This is a genomic window from Bacillus sp. FSL R9-9530 (assembly GCF_038008145.1).
GTDB lineage: Bacteria > Bacillota > Bacilli > Bacillales > Bacillaceae_G > Bacillus_A > Bacillus_A mycoides.
The window spans coordinates 4,947,576-4,967,575 of record NZ_JBBOYO010000001.1; the positions used below are offsets into that span (position 1 = coordinate 4,947,576).

Here is a 20,000-nt window from a genome sequence, read left to right on the forward strand (position 1 = left end):
TCTAGCTTTTTGCCTATGTAGTAAGGTACAGGAGGACGATAGATGAACATTCGGCAACTGGCGCTACAAAATATAAAGGGAAATTGGCGTAATTATAAAGTGTTTTTCTTAAGTAGTTGTTTTGCCATATTTGCTTCTTATGCATACATGTCTGTCATTGTACATCCGTATATGCAAGAGACGATGTGGTATCAAAATGTACGCTGGGGACTTATCATATGTAACGTTATAATTATTTCTTTTTTCGTCATATTTATTTTGTACTCTACTTCTATTTTCATAGAAGCACGTAAGAAAGAATTAGGGTTATATATGTTAATGGGAGCGACGAAGTCTAACGTAATAGGAGTGATTATGACCGAGCAAATATTGATCGGTATTTTCGCTAATATTTTCGGTATTGGGCTTGGCATGATTTTTTTGAAACTCTTTTTTATGGTGTTTAGCATGTTACTTCGCCTTCCGAAAGAACTCCCTGTCATATTTGACATGAGAGCGATTGGTGTAACGTTTGTTATATATATGCTCGTCTTTGTTCTGTTATCTTTTATAAGTGCTTTACGTATATGGAATATAAAAATCATACGGTTATTAAAAGAATTTCGAACAGATAAACGAGAGAGGAAAACATCAAAGTGGCTTTGTTTATTCGGCTTTGCTTGTTTAGGAACGGGATATGCGCTAGCGCTACAAGTGACGATACCAACGATAGCATTATACTTTTTCCCTGTGTCTATACTTATTTTTTTTGGAACGTATTTTTCTTTTACACATGGTGTTAGCCAATTGTTAGAAGTGATAAAACGAAATAAAAAGATTATGTATACATATCCGTATTTATTTATAGTGAATCAATTGTCACATCGAATGAAGGAAAATAGTCGCTTTTTCTTTCTGTTGTCTATGGCAACAACGTTTGTCGTTACGGCGACAGGTACGGTGTTCTTATATTTTTCTAGCATGCAAGATATGTGGCGTGGCGGAGGAGTACACTCATTTTCATACATAGAAAAAGGCACTTCTGCTCATGAAGTTTTCGAGAAAGACAAGGTTGAAAACTTATTACATCAATATGGATATGATGATTTTCAATATATGAGTTTTGTTGGAGTGTATGCATCCTTTCAGTCCAATAAGGGAGAAACAGAGGTAGCACCGCTTATAAAGGAAAGTGAATACAATCAAGAGGCAAGAAAACAAAAACAGAAAATGTATTATCCTAAAAAAGGAACAGTTACACTTGTCTATTATAATAAACGCAATTATCCAAATGTATATAATCAAAAAGAGATTCAATTGCAAGTAATGAATCAAGCGTATCCATTCGCATTTAACGGTCAGAAAGAAGGGGTACAATTTAACTATCACCCTTCATACATTAATGGTCTGTTTTTTGTCATGAATGATGAAGATTTTAACAGTATAGCAAATACAATTCCGGATTCTGAAAAAATGATATATAGAGGTTACACATTACCAAATATCGAAAATACGAAAGAATTAAACGAAGATTTACGGAAACATATGAAACAAGATAATAATGATGCATTTCGAAGTAATATGGAGTTATATGTGAATATGAAAGAGTTCGGTAATCTTACTCTATTTGTAGGCTCATTCATTAGTATATTATTCTTCCTTACTTCATGTAGTATCGTATATTTTAAATGGTTTCATAATATTGCATCGGATCGTAAACAGTATGGTGCACTCTCTAAACTTGGGATGACAAAGGAAGAGGTGTGGAAGATTTCTCGTTGGCAATTATGTATGCTATTTTTTGCGCCAATTATAGTAGGAAGTATGCATAGTGCAGTTGCGTTATATACGTTTCATAATACTCTCTTTATGGACGGTTCGTTAAGAAAAGTAGGTTTGTTTATTCTGTTTTATATCGCTGCATGTATCATTTATTTCTTCTTCGCTCAAAGAGAATACAAGAAACATTTAGACTAGCGAATGCTAGTCTTTTTTAAATATTCGAAATTTACATAGAAGAATATAAAAAAGTATGGTATAACAGTAAGAAAACGAAAAAGAGAGGGAAAAGACGATGATTCGAGTAGGATATTTAGGACCAGAGGCAACATTTACAAATATGGCGGTGAGTCGTTTTTTTCCGGAAGCAGAGCATGTACCGTATCGAACGATTCCAGATTGTATTGATGCAGCCGCAAATGAAAACGTAGATTTCGCAGTTGTACCGTTAGAGAACGCCATAGAAGGTTCAGTTAATATAACGGTTGATTATCTCGTACATGAGCAGCCACTTTCCATTGTAGGAGAAATTACAGTGCCAATTCAGCAACATTTACTCGTACACCCGCAGTACGAAGGAGTGTGGAAAGAAGTATACGCTGTACATTCTCATCCACATGCCATTGCACAGTGCCATAAATTTTTAAATGAGGAATTAAAAGGGGTAACCGTTCGCGATATGACATCAACAAGCGCTGCTGCACAATATGTGAAAGAACATCCTGAAGAAAAAATTGCAGCTATTGCAAATGAAGCAGCGGCAGAAAAATACGGATTAACAATTGTAAGGCGTGATATTCATACGCATAAAAACAATCATACACGTTTCCTTGTTCTCCATAAGAAAAAGAAAGCAGTACTCCCAAATAACGGAGAAAACCGAGGAGAGAAAACGACGCTTATGATAACGTTACCTGCTGATTACGCAGGGGCACTATATCAAGTGTTATCAGCTTTCGCATGGAGAAAATTAAACTTATCCAAAATTGAATCGCGCCCGATGAAAACAGGCCTTGGAAATTACTTTTTCTTAATCGACGTCGACAAAGCATACGATGATGTATTATTGCCAGGCGTAACAATGGAACTTGAAGCACTCGGGTTTTCTGTTACTGTGCTGGGGAGTTATTCTTCTTATTGGTTGTAAGGGGAGTGTTTGTCGTATTTTGTAGTTAAGTCGATATAATTTCGGTCGCTAGTATACCGTATGATAGATAAATAGAGTCCCACCTATAAAAGGTGGGATTTATTATTTTAACTTCGAAAGACGATCCTCTAACTGACCACGCCAAATCTCGGCTAGTTCTTGTACAGCAAGAACCTTCTCAATGCCATCTTTATCTTTCCTATTATGAAAATAAATTTCGTTAGAGAACAAAACAGATACATTGTTTGATGGGCGCTCTAGTAATGTAATTTTAGAATCTTTACGCACAGTACCTTCTTGAAGAACGCGGCATAAGTAGCCAGTATATCCAGTTGCTACAATGCGTGGTAAAATGCCAGGAATACCGACACGTTTTGAAATTGTGCTACAAGGTACGCGAGCTTGTGTTACTTGAATGATTGCTTCGCCTAGTTGATATGTATCTCCGATGCAAACATCACGCTCTAACATATTTGTTACGGTAATGTTTTCGCCAAATGTGGAAGCTGGAAGTGTAGTTTGAAATTCCTCTTCCCATAGTGCGTAATGCTCGTGTGGGTACACACAAACTGCGCGATCAGGTCCCCCGTGGTGTTTTAAATCCGCTACATCATCACCACGGAATCCGTCTTTTGAGAGGAAGGCCTCTTCTGTAGGATCTTTACATATACCTGTTATCATTTCTTTATCTTCGCCATATTTCATTTGTTTCGGTTTACCAGTGCTAAAGTGAACGAGTTCAATTCCCATAGTTGATCTCCTTTACAATTGATTTCAATATTATATCACTAAAAAAGCACAGAGAATGATGAAAAACTCTGTGCTGTACATTAATTAATAAACGAGAAATCCAGCTCGATCTAGTGCCTCACAGGCAGCATCTAATTTCTCTTTAGAATCTGCTTCGATTGTATGTAAGTGAATACCATCTGTTAGTTGCGAAAGATAGGAAGCGTTTGTGTTTTCGATTTTTTGTAAATATTGTTCTACATCGAAGCGATTACTTACCATAATCGATGCTGTTAAGTCGCCGTATACAGGATGCTCAACTTTTACGTCTTTAATCGTAACGCCGTGGTCAACTAACATAGTAAGTTCTTGACGTACTTCTGCCGGTTTATGTTGGCATACGATTACGCGTTCGAAAGCTTGTTGTCTTGTTTGTGGCTTTAAATATAAATATCCTTGTGCAGTCGCAATAATTGGTTCATTTCGTGCTTTTAGTAAGGAAATGTCTTGAACGATAACTTGCCTACTTACGTTTGTCTTTTTAGATAGTTCATTCCCTGATAACGGTTCATTTGCAGCAAGAAGCCACTCAAGGATGAGTTGTCGTCTTTCTTCGCCTAAAATCTTTTTTTGATCATTTTGTTTCATTATGATTTAACACCTCTATAAAATTGATTTCCAATTGTGTGTAGTGCATGAATAGTTGTATCAATTTGTTCTTTCGTTGTGTGATGTCCGAAAGAAAAGCGGACATATTGTTTTGCCTCTTCATACGTTTTTCCAATTGCAAGCATTGTTTTTGAAGGGTCTTGTTTACCTACTTGGCAAGCACTTCCAGTTGAAATGGCTATACCATGACGGTTACATTCTAACATTGTATACTGACCTTCTATTCCTTTTATTGTAACCCCAATAATATGTGGTAAACAAGAAGTAGAATGTCCTTTCACTTCAATTTCTAGAGGAAGTGTTTGTAATTGCTCTAAAAAATAAGATCGTAATTGTTGAAAACGAAAGCTCTCTTCCTTTTGATTCTTTAATATATGCTCTGCGGCTGTTAAAAAAGCAGCGATTCCAGGAACGTTCACTGTACCAGGGCGAAAGCCTTTTTCATGAGAAGTTCCTGGAAATACTTGTTCCCAGCGAACTTGCGGATTTATATAGCAAGCTCCAACTCCTTTTGGTCCGTATATTTTATGGGCTGAAACAGAGAGGCTATCAATCTCCATCGCTTTAACGTCTATTGGAAGTTTACCAAACGTTTGAACACAATCCGAATGAAATAAAACATTATATTTTTTTAAAAGTGCTCCGATCTCTGCAATGTTTTGAACGGTCCCGATTTCAGAGTTTCCGTGCTGTATACTTGCTAGAGCAGTATCTTCTGTAATAGCTGCTTCTAAATCTACTAAATGAATTATCCCACTTTTATCAACAGGAATCTCAGTAATAGTATAACCTTGCGATTGTAAGGATTGAAAATAACTTCGAATCGATGCGTGTTCCATAGGTGTCGTAATAATGTGTTTTCCATTTCTAGCATTTAGAAGGGATTGAATCGCAAGGTAGTTAGATTCTGAACCGCCGCTTGTAAAGAATACACCTTGTTCCTTACCCCCAATCATTTCTGCAAATGTTTCTCTACAAACTTGCAATAAAGATGATGCGCTTCCGCCGATATCGTGTAAACTTTGTTCATTTCCGAAATATTTATTTGCTGCTTCTACATATGTTTCTAAAGCTTCTTCGCTCATAGGTGTTGTCGCTGCATAATCTAGATATATCATCATGTAATTTCCTCTCTTCAGTAAGAGTGACATTTGTTTTCGTTTTTAGAATGGTAGTGAAAATAAGAATTGTAAAAAAACTCTTGTCATTATTTTAAAACTATGTAAATATAGGTGTCAAGACAGTTGGAAAGTGTAAAGTGGGAGGCAACAATTATGCCAAGTGCAGATGTCTTGATTATTGGAAGTGGCGTTGCGGCGCTTCGTGTTGCGAAAGAGCTTTGTCACGAAAAGAATGTGATAATTATCACAAAAAAAACAGGACGTAATAATAATACACATTTAGCTCAAGGAGGAATTGCAGCAGCAGTTGCTACATATGACGATCCGAGTGGGCATTTTGAAGATACATTAGTGGCAGGTTGCCATTATAACAACGAAGAAGCAGTTCGTTATTTAGTTGAAGAGGGACCGAAAGAAATAAGTAAGCTTATTACGAATGGAATGAAATTTGATGGGGATGAAAAAGGGATCCACCTTGGTAAAGAAGGGGCGCATCGAAAACGGCGCATTTTACATGCCGGAGGAGATGCAACTGGTAAAAATCTGTTAGAGCATTTAATACAAGAAGTAGTTCCGAACGTTACTGTCGTTGAGCATGAAATGGTGCTCGATTTTATTATAGAAAATAATAAATGCATAGGAGCTTTAACGCGAAATAGTGAAGGGAAGCTGAAGCGTTACTATGCTGATAATACGGTGTTAGCATCAGGAGGAATAGGTGGTTTGTACGCCTTTACATCGAATGATGAGACAATTACAGGCGATGGACTTGCGATGATATATCGAGCTGGGGGGGAACTTGTTGATTTAGAATTTGTACAATTTCATCCGACGATGTTATACGTGGACGGGCGATGTTGTGGTCTCGTTTCTGAAGCAGTCCGTGGTGAAGGAGCTGTCCTTATAAATGGAAAAGGACAGCGTTTTATGATGGATATACATCCCGGGAAAGATCTCGCACCGCGTGATGTAGTGGCAAGGGCAATTCATGAACAACTTCTTGCAGGTGAAAAAGTGTACTTAAACATCGAAACCATTCAAAACTTTGAACAACGTTTTCCGACCGTCTCATCATTATGTAAAAAGAATGGTATTGATTTAAAAGAAAATTCTATTCCGGTCGTACCGGGCGCTCATTTTCATATGGGCGGCGTGAAGACGAATTGTGACGGAGAGACGTCCATTTCAAACTTATATGCGGTCGGTGAAGTGGCTTGTAATGGAGTTCATGGTGCGAATAGATTGGCGAGTAATTCATTATTAGAAGGTCTTGTGTTTGGAAGACGAATAGGAAAACACATTTTATCTAAGCCAGCAGAGGAAAGAAAAAATGTGCCGGAAGAGAGAGGGAAAAGTTTTATAGCTCTTAATGATTTACCGTTGAAAGAAGAAATACAAGAATGCATGATGAAATATGTTGGGATTGTGCGAACTGAGAAAAATTTATCATATGCTCAGAGATGGTTTAGTAGGTACGGTGTGCGAAATATGATCTTACAATATGATGCACTTACAAATGAAGAGATAACGCTTATTAATATGTTAACAGTTTGTGAGCTTATAACAGTATCAGCTTTGCAAAGAGAAGACAGTATTGGTGTTCATTATCGCATTGATTATCCAGAAAGAAATAGCGTGAAAAAAGAGATTATCCGAGTGAGAAGAAAACTACAACTTGTTTAATAAGGGGAAGAGGGGTTTTATGAATACGTTAAAAGTTAAGGAAGCATTAAATCGATTTTTTCTAGAAGATATAGGAGAAAGAGATGTAACATCTCAGCTTATCTTTCCCGATAATGCACTTGCGAAAGGAACGTTTCTTGTAAAGGATACAGGGGTATTTGCAGGGTGCTTAGTAATTGAAGAAGGATTTAAATTAATTGATCAGAGAATTGAAGTTGAACTTCATAAAAAAGATGGGGATCTTGTAGAAAAAGGCGAAATAATTGCAACCGTGCAAGGCCCAATCGCATCATTATTAACGGCAGAGCGCGTTATATTAAACGTTATTCAGCGTATGAGCGGGATAGCGACGATGACGCGTAAGGCGGTTTTTGCTTTAGATAGCAGTCATACACGCATTTGTGATACGAGAAAAACGATGCCAGGACTACGTATGTTTGATAAATATGCTGTAGTATGCGGGGGCGGATTTAACCACAGATTCGGTTTATATGATGGTGTCATGATTAAAGACAATCATATTGCTTTTGCTGGCTCGATTACAAAAGCTGTTACATCGGTGAAAGAAAGATTGGGACATATGGTGAAAGTAGAAGTCGAAACAGAGACAGAGGCGCAAGTAAGAGAAGCGGTAGAGGCCGGCGCAGATGTTATTATGTTCGATAATCGTACGCCAGAAGAGATTCGTGAGTTTTCAAAAATTGTACCAAGTGCCATCGTTACGGAGGCTTCAGGTGGTATTACAATTGAAGATTTATCAAAATACGGAAAAACAGGGGTAGATTATATTTCACTTGGAGCGTTAACACATTCAGTGAAAGCACTTGATATTAGTTTTAATATTGAGGCCTAATGAGAGTGGTTTAGAGGGGGAGAATCATAAATGGGTATTTTAGAGAAAGTTCAGCCAATCGAAGTAATGTTACCAGAGCGTTATCAAACGATGTCTACATTAGAGATGGAAGAGCGTGTCCGTGAAATTAAAGAAAAAATGGGGGCATTACTATTTATTCCAGGACATCATTATCAAAAAGATGAAGTGGTGCAATTTTCAGATGCAGCAGGGGACTCACTTCAACTCGCGCAAGTTGCAGCGAATAATAAAGAGGCAAAATATATTGTGTTTTGTGGTGTGCACTTTATGGCAGAAACGGCAGATATGTTAACGACAGATGATCAAATTGTCATCTTACCAGATATGCGTGCCGGCTGTTCTATGGCAGATATGGCAGATATTGAACAAACAGAAAGAGCGTGGAAAGAGCTCACGAAATTATTTGGGGATACGATGATTCCATTAACGTATGTAAATTCAACAGCTGCGATCAAAGCGTTTTGTGGTCGTAATGGAGGGGCAACAGTAACCTCTTCTAATGCAAAACAAATGGTGTCTTGGGCGTTTACACAAAAAGAGCGTCTCGTCTTTTTACCAGACCAACATTTAGGAAGAAATACAGCGTATGATTTAGGTATTCCGTTAGAAAAAATGGCAGTGTGGAACCCGCATACAGATTCATTAGAGTACGATGGAGATATAGAAGAAATTCAAGTGATTTTATGGAAAGGCCATTGTTCTGTTCATCAAAACTTCACTGTGAAAAATATTGAAAATGTGCGAAAAAATCATCCGGATATGAATATTATTGTTCACCCTGAATGTTGTTATGAAGTGGTTGCTGCTTCTGATTATGCAGGATCAACGAAATATATTATTGATATGATTGAAGCAGCTCCGGTGGGAAGTAAGTGGGCGATTGGTACAGAGATGAATTTAGTGAACCGAATTATTCAGCAACATCCAGATAAAGAAATTATTTCGCTAAATCCGTTTATGTGCCCTTGCTTAACGATGAACCGAATTGACTTACCTCACCTGTTATGGGCACTTGAGAACATAGAAAGAGGAGAACAAATTAACGTTATTCGTGTAGAGAAACAAGTAACAGAAGAGGCAGTTCTTGCATTAAATCGTATGTTAGAGCGTGTTTAAAGCAGCGGGATTTCCGTTGCTTTTTTTCGTACATATAATCATAACAAGGATGAAATAGGCATACATTGTGTTGAGGAAATCATTGCGGTTTTTCTATGCTTATTCCACTTCGAATCATATTGAAAATAGAAGAAGTGATAAAAGTAAAAGAAGTTAATGTTGTTTAGAAAGTGTTACTTCAAAGTGTTTTTACTTATAGATAAGTTATACAGGAGGGGGAAAATTTGAAAATTCATATCGTGCAAAAAGGGGAGACCCTTTGGAAAATTGCAAAAAAGTACGGAGTGGATTTTGAAACGCTAAAAAAAACAAATACACAGCTTAGCAATCCAGACCTAATTATGCCAGGGATGAAAATTAAAGTGCCATCGCATAGCGTTCATGTGAAACAACAAACTGGATCGGGTTCAGCGCCCCCGAAACAATATGTAAAAGAGGTGCAGCAAAAAGAGTTTGCATCAACACCAACGCCACTTGCAATAGAAGATGAAGATGAGATCACGTATCAATCAACACCTATTACACAACAACCAGCTATGCAACAAACGCAAAAAGAAATGCAGATAAAACCGCAAAAAGAAATACAGGTGAAGCCGCAAAAGGAAGTGCAAGTGAAGCCACAAAAAGAAGTGCAAAAAGAAATTCCGATTCAAAAAGAGAAGCCAGTTGAAAAGCCGCCTGTCATTCAAAAACCACCTGTTGTAGAGAAAGTAGAAAAATTAAAACCTACTACGAAAGAAAACACTAAATTTTCTATCAATGTATTACCACAGCCACCGCAACCACCAATTAAAGCGAAAAAAGAATATAAAATTTCAGACGTAATAAAAAAGGGAAGCGAGTTAATTGCTCCTCAAATTAATAAAATGAAACCTAACAATGTCATTTCTCCGCAAACGAAAAAAGACAATATAGGAAACATAGTGTCACCGCAAGTGAAAAAAGAAAATATAGGGAATATAGTGTCACCGCAAGTGAAGAAAGAGAATGTAGGGAATATAGTGTCGCCGCAAGTGAAGAAAGAAAATGTAGGGAATATAGTGTCGCCGCAAGTGAAGAAAGAAAATGTAGGGAATATAGTGTCGCCGCAAGTGAAGAAAGAAAATGTAGGAAGCATAGTCTCACCAAACGTATCAAAAGAAAGTGTTATTATCCCGCAAGTAATACCGCCTAATATTCAAGTGCCGAATATAATGCCAATAATGGATAACAATCAACCACCAAATATAATGCCAATAATGGATAACAATCAACCACCAAATATAATGCCGATAATGGATAACAACCAACCACCAAATATAATGCCAATAATGGATAACAATCAACCACCAAATATAATGCCGATAATGGATAACAACCAAATGCCAAATATGATGCCGATAATGGATAACAACCAAATGCCAAATATGATGCCGATAATGGATAACAACCAAATGCCAAACATGATGCCGATAATGGATAACAATCAAATGCCAAACATGATGCCATATCAACAGCCAATGATGCCGCCATATCCGCCGTATCAGCAACAAAATCCATACAATCAAATGCCGTATCAACAAATGGCGCCGCAATATACTTCTATGCCAAATCCAAATATGATGCCAATGGATAATAATATGCCGCCACTCGTGCAAGGTGAAGAAGATTGTGGATGCGGAGGAGAAAGTAGGTTATATAGTCCACAACCGGGTGGACCACAATATGCTAATCCTTTATATTATCAACCAACTCAGCCAGCATATGCACCACAGCCAGGAACGATGTATTATCAGCCGGACCCACCAAACGTATTTGGAGAACCAGTTTCAGAAGAAGAGGACGAAGAGGAAGTTTAAAAAAAGGTGGGGTTATTCCCACCTTTTTTGTATTCGTGATAGTCAGGAATATGGTGAATTTACATTAAGTGCTAGAAAATTCCTAGTGAAATATTAACAGTGTAAAAACCCTCTCTGTTACTCATCATAAGGGGGAGCTTTTCGAAAGAGAAGTTCATTCTAACAGAGGGGGTTTTTGTATTGAATACGAAAGTAAAAGTTATTGCTGCTTCTTTGTTAGTTACCAGTGCATTAGCTGCATGTGGTACACCAAAAGATAATAATGCGATGGATGGACGTAACTATAATTACGAGCGTACATCTTATAATGATACACACCGATATAATGATAATGTAACGCGTAACGATCGTTATACAGATTATGTAACATATAGAAACGGTCGTAATGACGCAGGATCCAACTATTATCGTGATGTAAATTACAATGGGCAAATTGCTAATCCACACCCAACTCGTAATATTACAATGAACAATTCATACATTAACAATGATGGTAAAACTGCGGAGAAAATTACGAATCGTGTGAAACGTATGAATAACGTAGATCGAGTTTCTACAGTTGTATATGGAAACGATGTAGCGATTGCGGTAAAACCACGTAATACAGCGACGAATGAAACAGCGATGGCGAACGAAATTCGTCAAGCTGTTGTGAATGAAGTTGGAAATAGAAACGTATATGTTTCTGTAAGAAATGACATGTTTACTCGTGTCGATGCAATGAGTACGCGTTTACGTAACGGCACAGCTACAAACGATTTTAATCGTGACATAACAAATATGTTCCGAGACATTCGTTACGGCCTGACTGGTACTATGCGATAACAAATCAAAGAGGAAGGGATAGCCCTTCCTCTTTATTCATCTTCGTCTTGTAAACGACGTTTTTTTACAAAATAACTAACGGAGTAAGACGCTAAAAAGCATATGAAGAGAATACCACCTGTTAAAATAGCTTCAAATAGAGGTCTTTCTGGACTGAAAATGATATAAATAATAGCCATGATAATTCCTAAAATAAGAGAGCGTAAAATAATTTTGTAATAAGGAGTTAACTTTATTTCCTTTTCGCTTTCTTCTACATCGATAGAAACGCTTAATTGTAAATAACTAAGTACAATACTTGTAAGAATAAATAATAACCACAATGGAGATTTCGTAATTTGATCAATTCCTTCTGTGAATCCGATATAGCCTAAAATTCCGATTATACCAATTGATTGAAAAAGAAAGGCAATACGTATGTTTTTTAACGTTTGAAGTATGAGGCGTTCATCTTTAATTTTTTTCAAGGCATTCATCCCCTGTTTATATTTATAGCATTAATTGTAATATATATATTACATTAATAAATTTATAATTTACATAAATTTCAATTGGTTGAAAGAGGAAGAAAAATATATTTAGAAATATATTGCGCTTCTACCTTGTTAATGTTATATTAGCAAAGCGATGAGCTAATTTACGTAAGTCGAGAGATATGCTTAAGTGCTAAACACGCGAATGTGGTCGCCTGGTCTTTCGCCGTAAACGCATCAGACGCCTGCTTTGCAGGCGTCTTTCATTTTATATAAAAGTAAATGATACATGCAGATGAGGATTAACCCTTATCTGCATTTTTTGTCCCGCTATTTGTGGGCAGTAAGACTCCCACCTCAAAATTCGGCGAATGCGAGGGAGTTAGGTGGGAGATCAACTGCCCGTAAAAGCCCGATTGGTTTAACTAATAACCAGTGGGGGGATGAACAAAACCCCCCACTGATTAAAGTTTCACTTTATTTTCCTTAGAAATTTAATGCTATTGTTTATATGGATAAAACCCCCATTTCCGGAAAAGCTACAAATGAAAGTATGATTTTGCCTAGAAGAGGTGAACGGAAATGAAATGGATGCTAATTGCAGTGCAAGCTTTCGTTGTGATGTTTTGCTTAGCTTATGGATCCGATGTGAGGGCAGAAGTAGTAGAAAAAGAACCTCAAGTTACAATTTTATTAGAGCGCATGTATGTTGATGGAGAAGTAAGTGAGGAAATACTGACAGAAAAAGTAGCGGATTTAGAAAAGTTTTTGCAGCAATATAAAGAATGGCAACTTGTTGATCGTGATGATGTGCAAATCGTATTACAAAGGAAAGTTGATGATATTTCTCCTTTACTGAAAACGAGCGGTTATTTTGGTGTTTCAGAGGAAGGGATATTGCAAATTTTTAAAGGGGTACCGAAAAGTGATAACGCGATCCATTCCTTCTTTCAAATTGATATGAAAAAGCTTGAGAGTTATGAGCGAGCAAAACTAAAGCGTGGTATTCGTATTAAGTCAAAAGAAGGATTCGTGAAGACAATCGAAAAAATGAAGCAATACGCAGTGCAAAATAATAAAAAAAGCAGCTCAGGGTGAGCTGCTTTTTTTATTTATTCTTAGCTAAAATCTCTTTTGCGATTTCATCAATTAGCATATCTTTTCCGATTGGATTGAATGCTTTCGTATTGAAGACTTCATTCGATACTTCATATACGTGATTGTTTTTTACTGCTTTATTATCTTTCCAAACCGCACTGTTTTTATAGTCTTCGTACACTTTATCAGCTTCTCCGCCGAAGTTTACAATAAACATTTGATCAGGCTGGAATGCAACAAGACCTTCTAGTGATACTTGTGCCATCGTTTGTTTTAAATCTGTACCTTTTGTTGCTGGAAGCTTTAAGTCGTTAAAGATGATGTCATCGTATCCGAAGCTACCGTATACACGGAAGTTTTGTGGTGTTACTGCAACGAACATAAAGTTCTCATCTTTTGTTTTTCCTTTAATTTTTTTAGATAAAGAGTCTGCTTTTTTATCGTAATCTGCAATCCATTTGTCGGCTTTCTTTTCTTCGCCAAATAGTTTACCTACTTCTTTAAACTTACCGCGCCAGTCTTCTAGATTTGTTTCTAGAACAACTGTCGGTGCCACTTTTTCTAGTTGATCATAAATTTTCAATTGACGATTGTTTAAAATAATTAAGTCTGGTTTTAAAGCGGTAACAGCCTCTAAATCAACTTTAGGTGCCCAGTACCAGCCGACTGCCTTTACCCCGTCTAGCTTGTCCGTTAAGTGATTTTGGATTTTATCTTTATATGTGTTTGCTGTGCCAACAGGTTTATGTCCAAGGATTAATAATTCCTCTGTTGATCCAGATAAATCAACAATTCTCTTTGGATTAGCTGGAATTGTTGCTTCTCCTTTAGCATGTTTTACAACTTTTGTTTTCGGTTGTTCTTTTGCTTTTGCTTCTTCTTTTTGAGAAGAACAGCCAACGATAGAAAGAACAACTAGCATAATAGTAAATAAAATAAATAGCTTTTGTTTCATCCTGATGTAACCCCTTTAATTAATATTGATAATCATTATCGACTTCTGTATATTAATGTTCTTTTTGTATTTATGTCAATAGAAAAAAACGGAAATTGTAAACGGGGAACATTTGTTGGGGCAGTCTCGCTTTTCTATTGTTAAATATGTTAAAATGGAATACATGATTTGAGAGGGAGAGATCGTATTTTGTTTGAATATGTTACAGGTTACGTGGAGTATGTAGGACCGGAATATGTCGTAATTGACCATAATGGAATTGGTTATCAAATTTTCACACCAAATCCGTATGTATTTCAAAGAAGTAAGCAAGAAATCCGTGTCTATACATATCATTATGTGAGAGAAGATATTATGGCACTTTACGGGTTTAAAACACGTGAAGAGCGTTTATTATTTACAAAATTGTTAGGTGTATCGGGGATTGGACCAAAAGGTGCTCTTGCAATTTTAGCTTCTGGTCAAACCGGACAGGTCGTTCAAGCGATTGAACATGAAGATGAGAAGTTCTTAGTGAAGTTCCCAGGCGTCGGAAAGAAAACAGCGCGCCAAATGATTTTAGATTTAAAAGGAAAACTAGCAGATGTTGTACCAGATGCGTTTGTTGATTTGTTCTCAGATACTGAAAGTTTTGATACGAAGAAAGGTTCATCAGTTGAACTTGATGAAGCACTGGAAGCACTGCGTGCACTTGGCTATGCAGAACGAGAAGTCTCTCGCGTTGTACCAGAGTTATTAAAAGAATCACTAACGACGGATCAATATATTAAAAAGGCACTTAGTCTTTTACTAAATGGTAAGAGGTGAGTATAATGGACGAACGTCTCCTTTCAGGGGAATCTGGATACGAAGATGCGGATTTAGAGTATTCATTACGGCCACAGACGCTCCGTCAGTATATTGGCCAAGATAAAGCGAAACATAATTTAGAAGTGTTTATTGAAGCGGCGAAAATGCGTGAAGAAACGTTAGATCACGTACTTTTATATGGCCCACCTGGACTTGGTAAAACGACGCTTGCGAATATTATTGCCAATGAAATGGGTGTTAACATTCGAACGACGTCAGGTCCCGCAATTGAAAGACCAGGAGATTTAGCAGCTGTATTAACAGCGCTTCAGCCAGGAGATGTATTATTTATTGATGAAATTCATCGTTTGCATAGATCTATTGAAGAAGTGTTATACCCAGCGATGGAAGACTTTTGCCTTGATATCGTTATTGGGAAAGGACCGTCAGCTCGCTCTGTACGTCTAGATTTACCTCCATTTACGCTAGTTGGGGCAACGACGCGTGCAGGTGCATTATCAGCACCACTTCGTGACCGTTTCGGTGTACTTTCACGATTAGAGTACTATACAGTAGATCAGCTTTCTGCGATTGTAGAACGTACAGCAGAAGTGTTTGAAGTTGAAATAGATTCGTTAGCTGCATTAGAAATTGCAAGACGTGCTCGTGGTACACCTCGTATTGCGAATCGTCTATTACGACGTGTACGTGACTTCGCACAAGTTCGCAGTGACGGAACGATTGCGATGGAAATTACACAAATGGCGTTAGAACTATTACAAGTAGATAAATTAGGACTTGATCATATCGACCATAAATTACTGCTTGGTATTATTGAAAAGTTCCGCGGTGGTCCAGTTGGATTAGAAACTGTTTCAGCAACGATTGGGGAAGAATCTCATACGATTGAAGATGTGTATGAGCCGTATTTATTACAAATTGGCTTTTTACAAAGAACGCCAAGAGGCCGGATCGTAACACCGCTCGCATATGAGCATTTCGGAATGGAGATGCCAAAAGTATGACGGAGATGCCAAAGCTGCTTATTACAGCTGGTATTTTGCTCATTGTTGTTGGATTAGCTTGGAAGTTCATAGGAAGGCTTCCAGGCGATATTTTTGTGAAAAAAGGTAACGTTACCTTTTATTTTCCTATCATTACATGTATTGTGTTAAGTATTGTATTATCTTTTATTATGTATATAATAAATCGATTTAAATAAGAAATAGGTGGATACAGTTATGGATATTAATCTGTTTGATTTTCATTTACCAGAAGAACTTATTGCACAAATCCCATTAGAAGATCGTGAAACATCAAGATTAATGGTGTTAGATCGTGAAACAGGCGATATTGAGCATAAACATTTTACAGACATTCTTTCTTACTTACATGAGGGGGATTGCTTAGTTTTAAATGAAACGAAAGTTATGCCTGCTCGTTTGCACGGTGTGAAAGAAGATACAGGCGCGCACATTGAAGTACTTCTTCTAAAACAAGAAGAAGGCGATAAGTGGGAAACGCTTATAAAGCCAGCGAAGCGTGTAAAAGAAGGAACTGTCATCTCTTTTGGTGAAGGAAAGTTAAAAGCAACTTGCATTGGAACAGCAGATCAAGGTGGGCGTCAACTTGAGTTTTCATATGACGGCATCTTTTATGAAATTTTAGACGAGCTTGGAGAAATGCCACTTCCTCCGTATATTAAAGAGACGCTAGAAGATCGCGATCGTTATCAAACGGTATATGCGAAGGAAATCGGTTCAGCAGCAGCACCGACGGCTGGCCTTCACTTTACAGAAGAGTTACTTGAGAAATTGAAGCAAAAAGGCGTCGGGTTAGCATTCATTACACTCCATGTAGGACTTGGAACTTTTAGACCAGTTTCTGCAGATACTATTGAAGAGCATCATATGCACGCAGAGTATTACCATATGTCTGAAGAGACTGCGGCGTTATTAAACCGCGTGAAAGAGAATGGCGGCCGTATTATTACTGTAGGTACGACATCAACTCGTACGTTAGAAACGATTGCGACAGATAATAGTGGTAAGCTTTGCGCAGCTTCTGGCTGGACAGATATTTTTATGTACCCAGGATATGAATTTAAAGCAATTGATGGTTTAATTACAAACTTCCATTTGCCGAAATCAACATTAATTATGCTTGTAAGTGCATTTTCAAATAGAGATAATGTACTTCATGCTTATAATGAAGCAGTAAAAGAAAAATATCGTTTCTTTAGTTTCGGTGATGCGATGTTCGTTGCATCTCACGCTAAAATGAGAAACAAATAAAAGGAGTAAATTATGACAGCAATTCGTTATGAATTTATTAAAACTTGTAAACAAACGGGTGCGCGTTTAGGTCGAGTGCACACGCCACACGGCTCATTTGATACACCAACATTTATGCCAGTTGGTACACTTGCAACAGTTAAAACAATGTCACCAGAAGAATTAAAAGCAATGGATTCTGGCATTATTTTAAGCAATACGTATCATTTATGGCTACGTCCAGGCCACGAAATTATTCGTGAAGCAGGTGGCTTGCATAAGTTTATGAACTGGGATCGTGCAATCTTAACGGATTCAGGTGGATTCCAAGTATTTAGCTTAAGTGATTTCCGACGTATTGAAGAGGAAGGCGTTCATTTCCGCAATCACTTAAATGGCGATAAATTATTCTTATCTCCAGAAAAAGCGATGGAAATCCAAAATGCATTAGGTTCAGATATCATGATGGCATTTGATGAGTGTCCACCGTTCCCAGCTACTTTTGAATACATGAAAAAGTCGGTAGAGCGTACAAGCCGCTGGGCAGAGCGTTGCCTAAAGGCGCATGAACGTCCACAAGATCAAGGTTTATTCGGTATTGTACAGGGCGGGGAGTTTGAAGAGCTTCGTCGTCAAAGTGCGAAAGATCTTGTTTCAATGGACTTCCCTGGCTATGCTATAGGCGGTCTATCTGTTGGTGAACCGAAGGATATTATGAATCGTGTTCTTGAGTTTACAACACCACTTCTTCCTGATGATAAACCACGTTACTTAATGGGTGTAGGTTCTCCTGACTCGTTAATTGATGGTGCGATTCGCGGTGTTGATATGTTTGACTGTGTACTTCCGACTCGTATCGCTCGAAATGGTACATGTATGACAAGTGAAGGCCGCTTAGTTGTGAAAAACGCGAAATTCGCTAGAGACTTCGGGCCGCTTGATCCGAACTGTGATTGCTACACATGTAAAAACTATTCTCGTGCGTACATTCGTCACTTAATGAAATGTGATGAAACGTTCGGAATTCGTTTAACGTCTTATCACAACCTTCATTTTCTGTTAAACTTAATGGAGCAGGTGAGACAAGCTATTCGTGAAGACCGTCTTGGCGATTTCCGCGAAGAGTTCTTTGAACAGTATGGCTTTAATAAACCGAATGCTAAAAACTTCTAATACATAATTTAAAAGGAGGAACACAAGATGAATGCAGGTATGATGAATATCGTTATGATTGTTGCGATGTTTGCGATTTTCTATTTCTTATTAATTCGCCCGCAACAAAAGCGTCAAAAAGCAGTTGCTCAAATGCAAAATGAAATCAAAAAAGGTGATGCTATCGTAACAATCGGTGGTTTACACGCTACAATCGAATCAGTGGATGAAACAAAAATTGTTGTTAAATCTGGTGGTTCACACTTAACTTTCGATCGCAATGCGATTCGTGAAGTTGTGAAAAACTAATGATGAAGGCCCTGCATGAAATGTGCAGGGCCTTTTTTTAACTATTTTGTTTTGACATATTTACACCGAAAATACCTCCGAGTGTACTCGCACCCATTAATGCTAATTGGTAGAGTAACTGTGAGTTCGATAAAGTTTGAGAGAAGCCTAAATAGTTAACGAGAAAGACGAGAATAGCGAATGTAAGGCCTGTTGTGAAACCTACTAGCCATCCTTTTCCTTGTGCCTTTTTACCAGCAATAAATCCAGACGTAAGCATAGATAGAAGGGCTATTATAAAAATAATAATTACTAATGTCCCTTCATTAATATTCGTAAATTTTAATAAAAGAGCCATGATCATACTTGTAATAGATGCGAGGATTAATAAGGTAATAATACCGAAGCCGATTGCGCTCGATAATTTTTTCGTTCCATCCATTATGCATTCCCCCTTTTTAATACAAGCATATTTTCATTTTGTTTAAGTTAGACTAGTTTCTTTTTTGTAGGGGAGCCTATAAGTAAAAAAAGGGGATGTAGAAATGGAATGGGTATCAATAATCGGACGAACAATGCTTTTGTATATAATCATTTTAATTATTTTTCGTCTTATGGGTAAACGTGAAATTGGAGAATTAAGTGTATTAGATTTAGTTGTATTCATTATGCTCGGTGAAATGGCTGTAGTGGCAATCGAAAATACAGATAAATCACTTTGGCATCAATTAGTTCCAATGACTTTTCTTATGTGTATACAAATCATTTTGTCGGTCATTTCTTTAAAGTTTCAGCGTTTTCGGCATTTAATAGAAGGGGAGCCTGCGATTCTTGTGAATGCAGGTAAAATTGATGAAAAAAAGATGCGGAAGCAGCGATATAACATAGATGATTTATTGATGCAGCTACGTGAGCAAGGAATCGGAGATGTGCGTGATGTAGAATACGCTATTTTAGAACCATCTGGAAAGTTATCTGTCTTTCAAAAACAAAAAAGTAAAAAGAGCAAAAATGATACACCAATTTTTACACTCCCACTAATTATTGATGGAGAAATTCAATACAATCATTTGCAAATGATCGAACATACAGATGGGTGGCTCGTTGAGAAACTGAATAACTTAGGTTATAAAGATGTGAAACGGATTTTATATTGTAGTTTTCAAAATGGACAGTTTTTCGTTGATTTGAAAGAAAATTAGAGGCTTACCA

General features: G+C 37.3%; 20 protein-coding genes and 1 pseudogene. 15 read left to right on the forward strand and 6 right to left on the reverse strand.

Features of this window, described 5'->3' with window-relative positions:
* Nucleotides 1-42 precede the first annotated feature (42 nt).
* A complete protein-coding gene (locus MKX66_RS25080) occupies nt 43-1,956 on the forward strand; it encodes an ABC transporter permease (protein ID WP_341087363.1) in 1,914 nt (637 codons plus the stop codon).
* Between the two features lie 97 nt (nt 1,957-2,053).
* Complete coding sequence (gene pheA / locus MKX66_RS25085; protein ID WP_002034155.1) at nt 2,054-2,905, forward strand: prephenate dehydratase; 852 nt, start codon at nt 2,054-2,056, stop codon at nt 2,903-2,905.
* Between the two features lie 102 nt (nt 2,906-3,007).
* Here pheA and MKX66_RS25090 read toward each other — a convergent pair whose 3' ends face one another.
* The 3 genes from MKX66_RS25090 to MKX66_RS25100 form a co-directional block, all read right to left on the reverse strand.
* A complete protein-coding gene (locus tag MKX66_RS25090) occupies nt 3,008-3,655 on the reverse strand; it encodes an MOSC domain-containing protein (RefSeq protein ID WP_002129246.1) in 648 nt (215 codons plus the stop codon).
* A gap of 84 nt (nt 3,656-3,739) precedes the next feature.
* A complete protein-coding gene (locus MKX66_RS25095) occupies nt 3,740-4,282 on the reverse strand; it encodes a transcription repressor NadR (protein WP_002034157.1) in 543 nt (180 codons plus the stop codon).
* Nucleotides 4,282-5,424 (reverse strand): IscS subfamily cysteine desulfurase, encoded by a 1,143-nt coding sequence (locus MKX66_RS25100; protein ID WP_341087365.1) that lies wholly within the window; start codon nt 5,422-5,424, stop codon nt 4,282-4,284. The genes MKX66_RS25095 and MKX66_RS25100 overlap by 1 nt, the downstream gene beginning before the upstream one ends.
* Before the next feature lie 153 nt (nt 5,425-5,577).
* On the opposite strand from MKX66_RS25100, the gene nadB reads away from it, so the two are divergent.
* The 5 genes and pseudogenes from nadB (at nt 5,578) to MKX66_RS25125 (ending at nt 11,760) form a co-directional block, all read left to right on the forward strand.
* Complete coding sequence (gene nadB / locus MKX66_RS25105) at nt 5,578-7,107, forward strand: L-aspartate oxidase (protein ID WP_341087367.1); 1,530 nt, start codon at nt 5,578-5,580, stop codon at nt 7,105-7,107.
* 19 nt (nt 7,108-7,126) lie between these two features.
* Complete coding sequence (nadC, locus tag MKX66_RS25110) at nt 7,127-7,960, forward strand: carboxylating nicotinate-nucleotide diphosphorylase (RefSeq protein ID WP_002184918.1); 834 nt, start codon at nt 7,127-7,129, stop codon at nt 7,958-7,960.
* Between the two features lie 30 nt (nt 7,961-7,990).
* Nucleotides 7,991-9,097 (forward strand): quinolinate synthase NadA, encoded by a 1,107-nt coding sequence (gene nadA, locus MKX66_RS25115; protein WP_215590214.1) that lies wholly within the window; start codon nt 7,991-7,993, stop codon nt 9,095-9,097.
* A 224-nt stretch (nt 9,098-9,321) separates the two neighbouring features.
* Nucleotides 9,322-9,478 (forward strand): annotated as a pseudogene (safA, locus tag MKX66_RS30945) (SafA/ExsA family spore coat assembly protein); the annotation flags it as partial.
* A 1,637-nt stretch (nt 9,479-11,115) separates the two neighbouring features.
* Entirely contained in the window at nt 11,116-11,760 is a 645-nt protein-coding gene (locus MKX66_RS25125; RefSeq protein ID WP_016100589.1) for a YhcN/YlaJ family sporulation lipoprotein, read from the forward strand.
* Nucleotides 11,761-11,792: 32 nt separating this feature from the next.
* Here the strand turns inward: MKX66_RS25125 and MKX66_RS25130 are convergent, their stop codons facing one another.
* Entirely contained in the window at nt 11,793-12,227 is a 435-nt protein-coding gene (locus MKX66_RS25130; protein ID WP_341087369.1) for a branched-chain amino acid ABC transporter substrate-binding protein, read from the reverse strand.
* A gap of 588 nt (nt 12,228-12,815) precedes the next feature.
* Here MKX66_RS25130 and MKX66_RS25135 point away from each other — a divergent pair.
* Nucleotides 12,816-13,331: a BofC C-terminal domain-containing protein gene (locus tag MKX66_RS25135; RefSeq protein ID WP_215590210.1), complete on the forward strand. Its 516-nt coding sequence runs from the start codon at nt 12,816-12,818 to the stop codon at nt 13,329-13,331.
* 10 nt (nt 13,332-13,341) lie between these two features.
* Here MKX66_RS25135 and MKX66_RS25140 read toward each other — a convergent pair whose 3' ends face one another.
* Nucleotides 13,342-14,286: an iron-hydroxamate ABC transporter substrate-binding protein gene (locus MKX66_RS25140; RefSeq protein WP_341087370.1), complete on the reverse strand. Its 945-nt coding sequence runs from the start codon at nt 14,284-14,286 to the stop codon at nt 13,342-13,344.
* Nucleotides 14,287-14,475: 189 nt separating this feature from the next.
* Between MKX66_RS25140 and ruvA the strand changes: the two genes are divergently transcribed.
* The 6 genes from ruvA to yajC are packed head-to-tail and all read left to right on the forward strand — an operon-like array spanning nt 14,476 to nt 18,809.
* Nucleotides 14,476-15,093: a Holliday junction DNA helicase RuvA gene (gene ruvA, locus MKX66_RS25145; protein ID WP_002088786.1), complete on the forward strand. Its 618-nt coding sequence runs from the start codon at nt 14,476-14,478 to the stop codon at nt 15,091-15,093.
* Between the two features lie 5 nt (nt 15,094-15,098).
* Nucleotides 15,099-16,100 carry a Holliday junction branch migration DNA helicase RuvB gene (gene ruvB, locus MKX66_RS25150; protein ID WP_000344470.1) on the forward strand — a complete coding sequence of 334 codons (1,002 nt, stop codon included), beginning with the start codon at nt 15,099-15,101 and terminating at the stop codon, nt 16,098-16,100.
* Nucleotides 16,097-16,297, forward strand: a complete 201-nt coding sequence (locus MKX66_RS25155) for a DUF2905 domain-containing protein (protein WP_000138162.1) — start codon at nt 16,097-16,099, stop codon at nt 16,295-16,297. The genes ruvB and MKX66_RS25155 overlap by 4 nt, the downstream gene beginning before the upstream one ends.
* Nucleotides 16,298-16,316: 19 nt before the next feature.
* Nucleotides 16,317-17,369: a tRNA preQ1(34) S-adenosylmethionine ribosyltransferase-isomerase QueA gene (gene queA / locus MKX66_RS25160; protein WP_002143232.1), complete on the forward strand. Its 1,053-nt coding sequence runs from the start codon at nt 16,317-16,319 to the stop codon at nt 17,367-17,369.
* A gap of 12 nt (nt 17,370-17,381) precedes the next feature.
* Nucleotides 17,382-18,521, forward strand: coding sequence for a tRNA guanosine(34) transglycosylase Tgt (tgt, locus tag MKX66_RS25165; RefSeq protein ID WP_002015319.1), 1,140 nt, complete (start codon nt 17,382-17,384; stop codon nt 18,519-18,521).
* Between the two features lie 27 nt (nt 18,522-18,548).
* Complete coding sequence (gene yajC / locus MKX66_RS25170; protein WP_002034132.1) at nt 18,549-18,809, forward strand: preprotein translocase subunit YajC; 261 nt, start codon at nt 18,549-18,551, stop codon at nt 18,807-18,809.
* Nucleotides 18,810-18,846: 37 nt separating this feature from the next.
* On the opposite strand, the gene MKX66_RS25175 is transcribed toward yajC, so the two are convergent.
* A complete protein-coding gene (locus tag MKX66_RS25175; RefSeq protein ID WP_341087372.1) occupies nt 18,847-19,230 on the reverse strand; it encodes a TIGR04086 family membrane protein in 384 nt (127 codons plus the stop codon).
* A gap of 103 nt (nt 19,231-19,333) precedes the next feature.
* On the opposite strand from MKX66_RS25175, the gene MKX66_RS25180 reads away from it, so the two are divergent.
* On the forward strand, nt 19,334-19,990 hold the full coding sequence (locus MKX66_RS25180) for a DUF421 domain-containing protein (protein WP_002143230.1): 657 nt from the start codon (nt 19,334-19,336) through the stop codon (nt 19,988-19,990).
* The last annotated feature ends 10 nt before the right edge of the window (nt 19,991-20,000 follow it).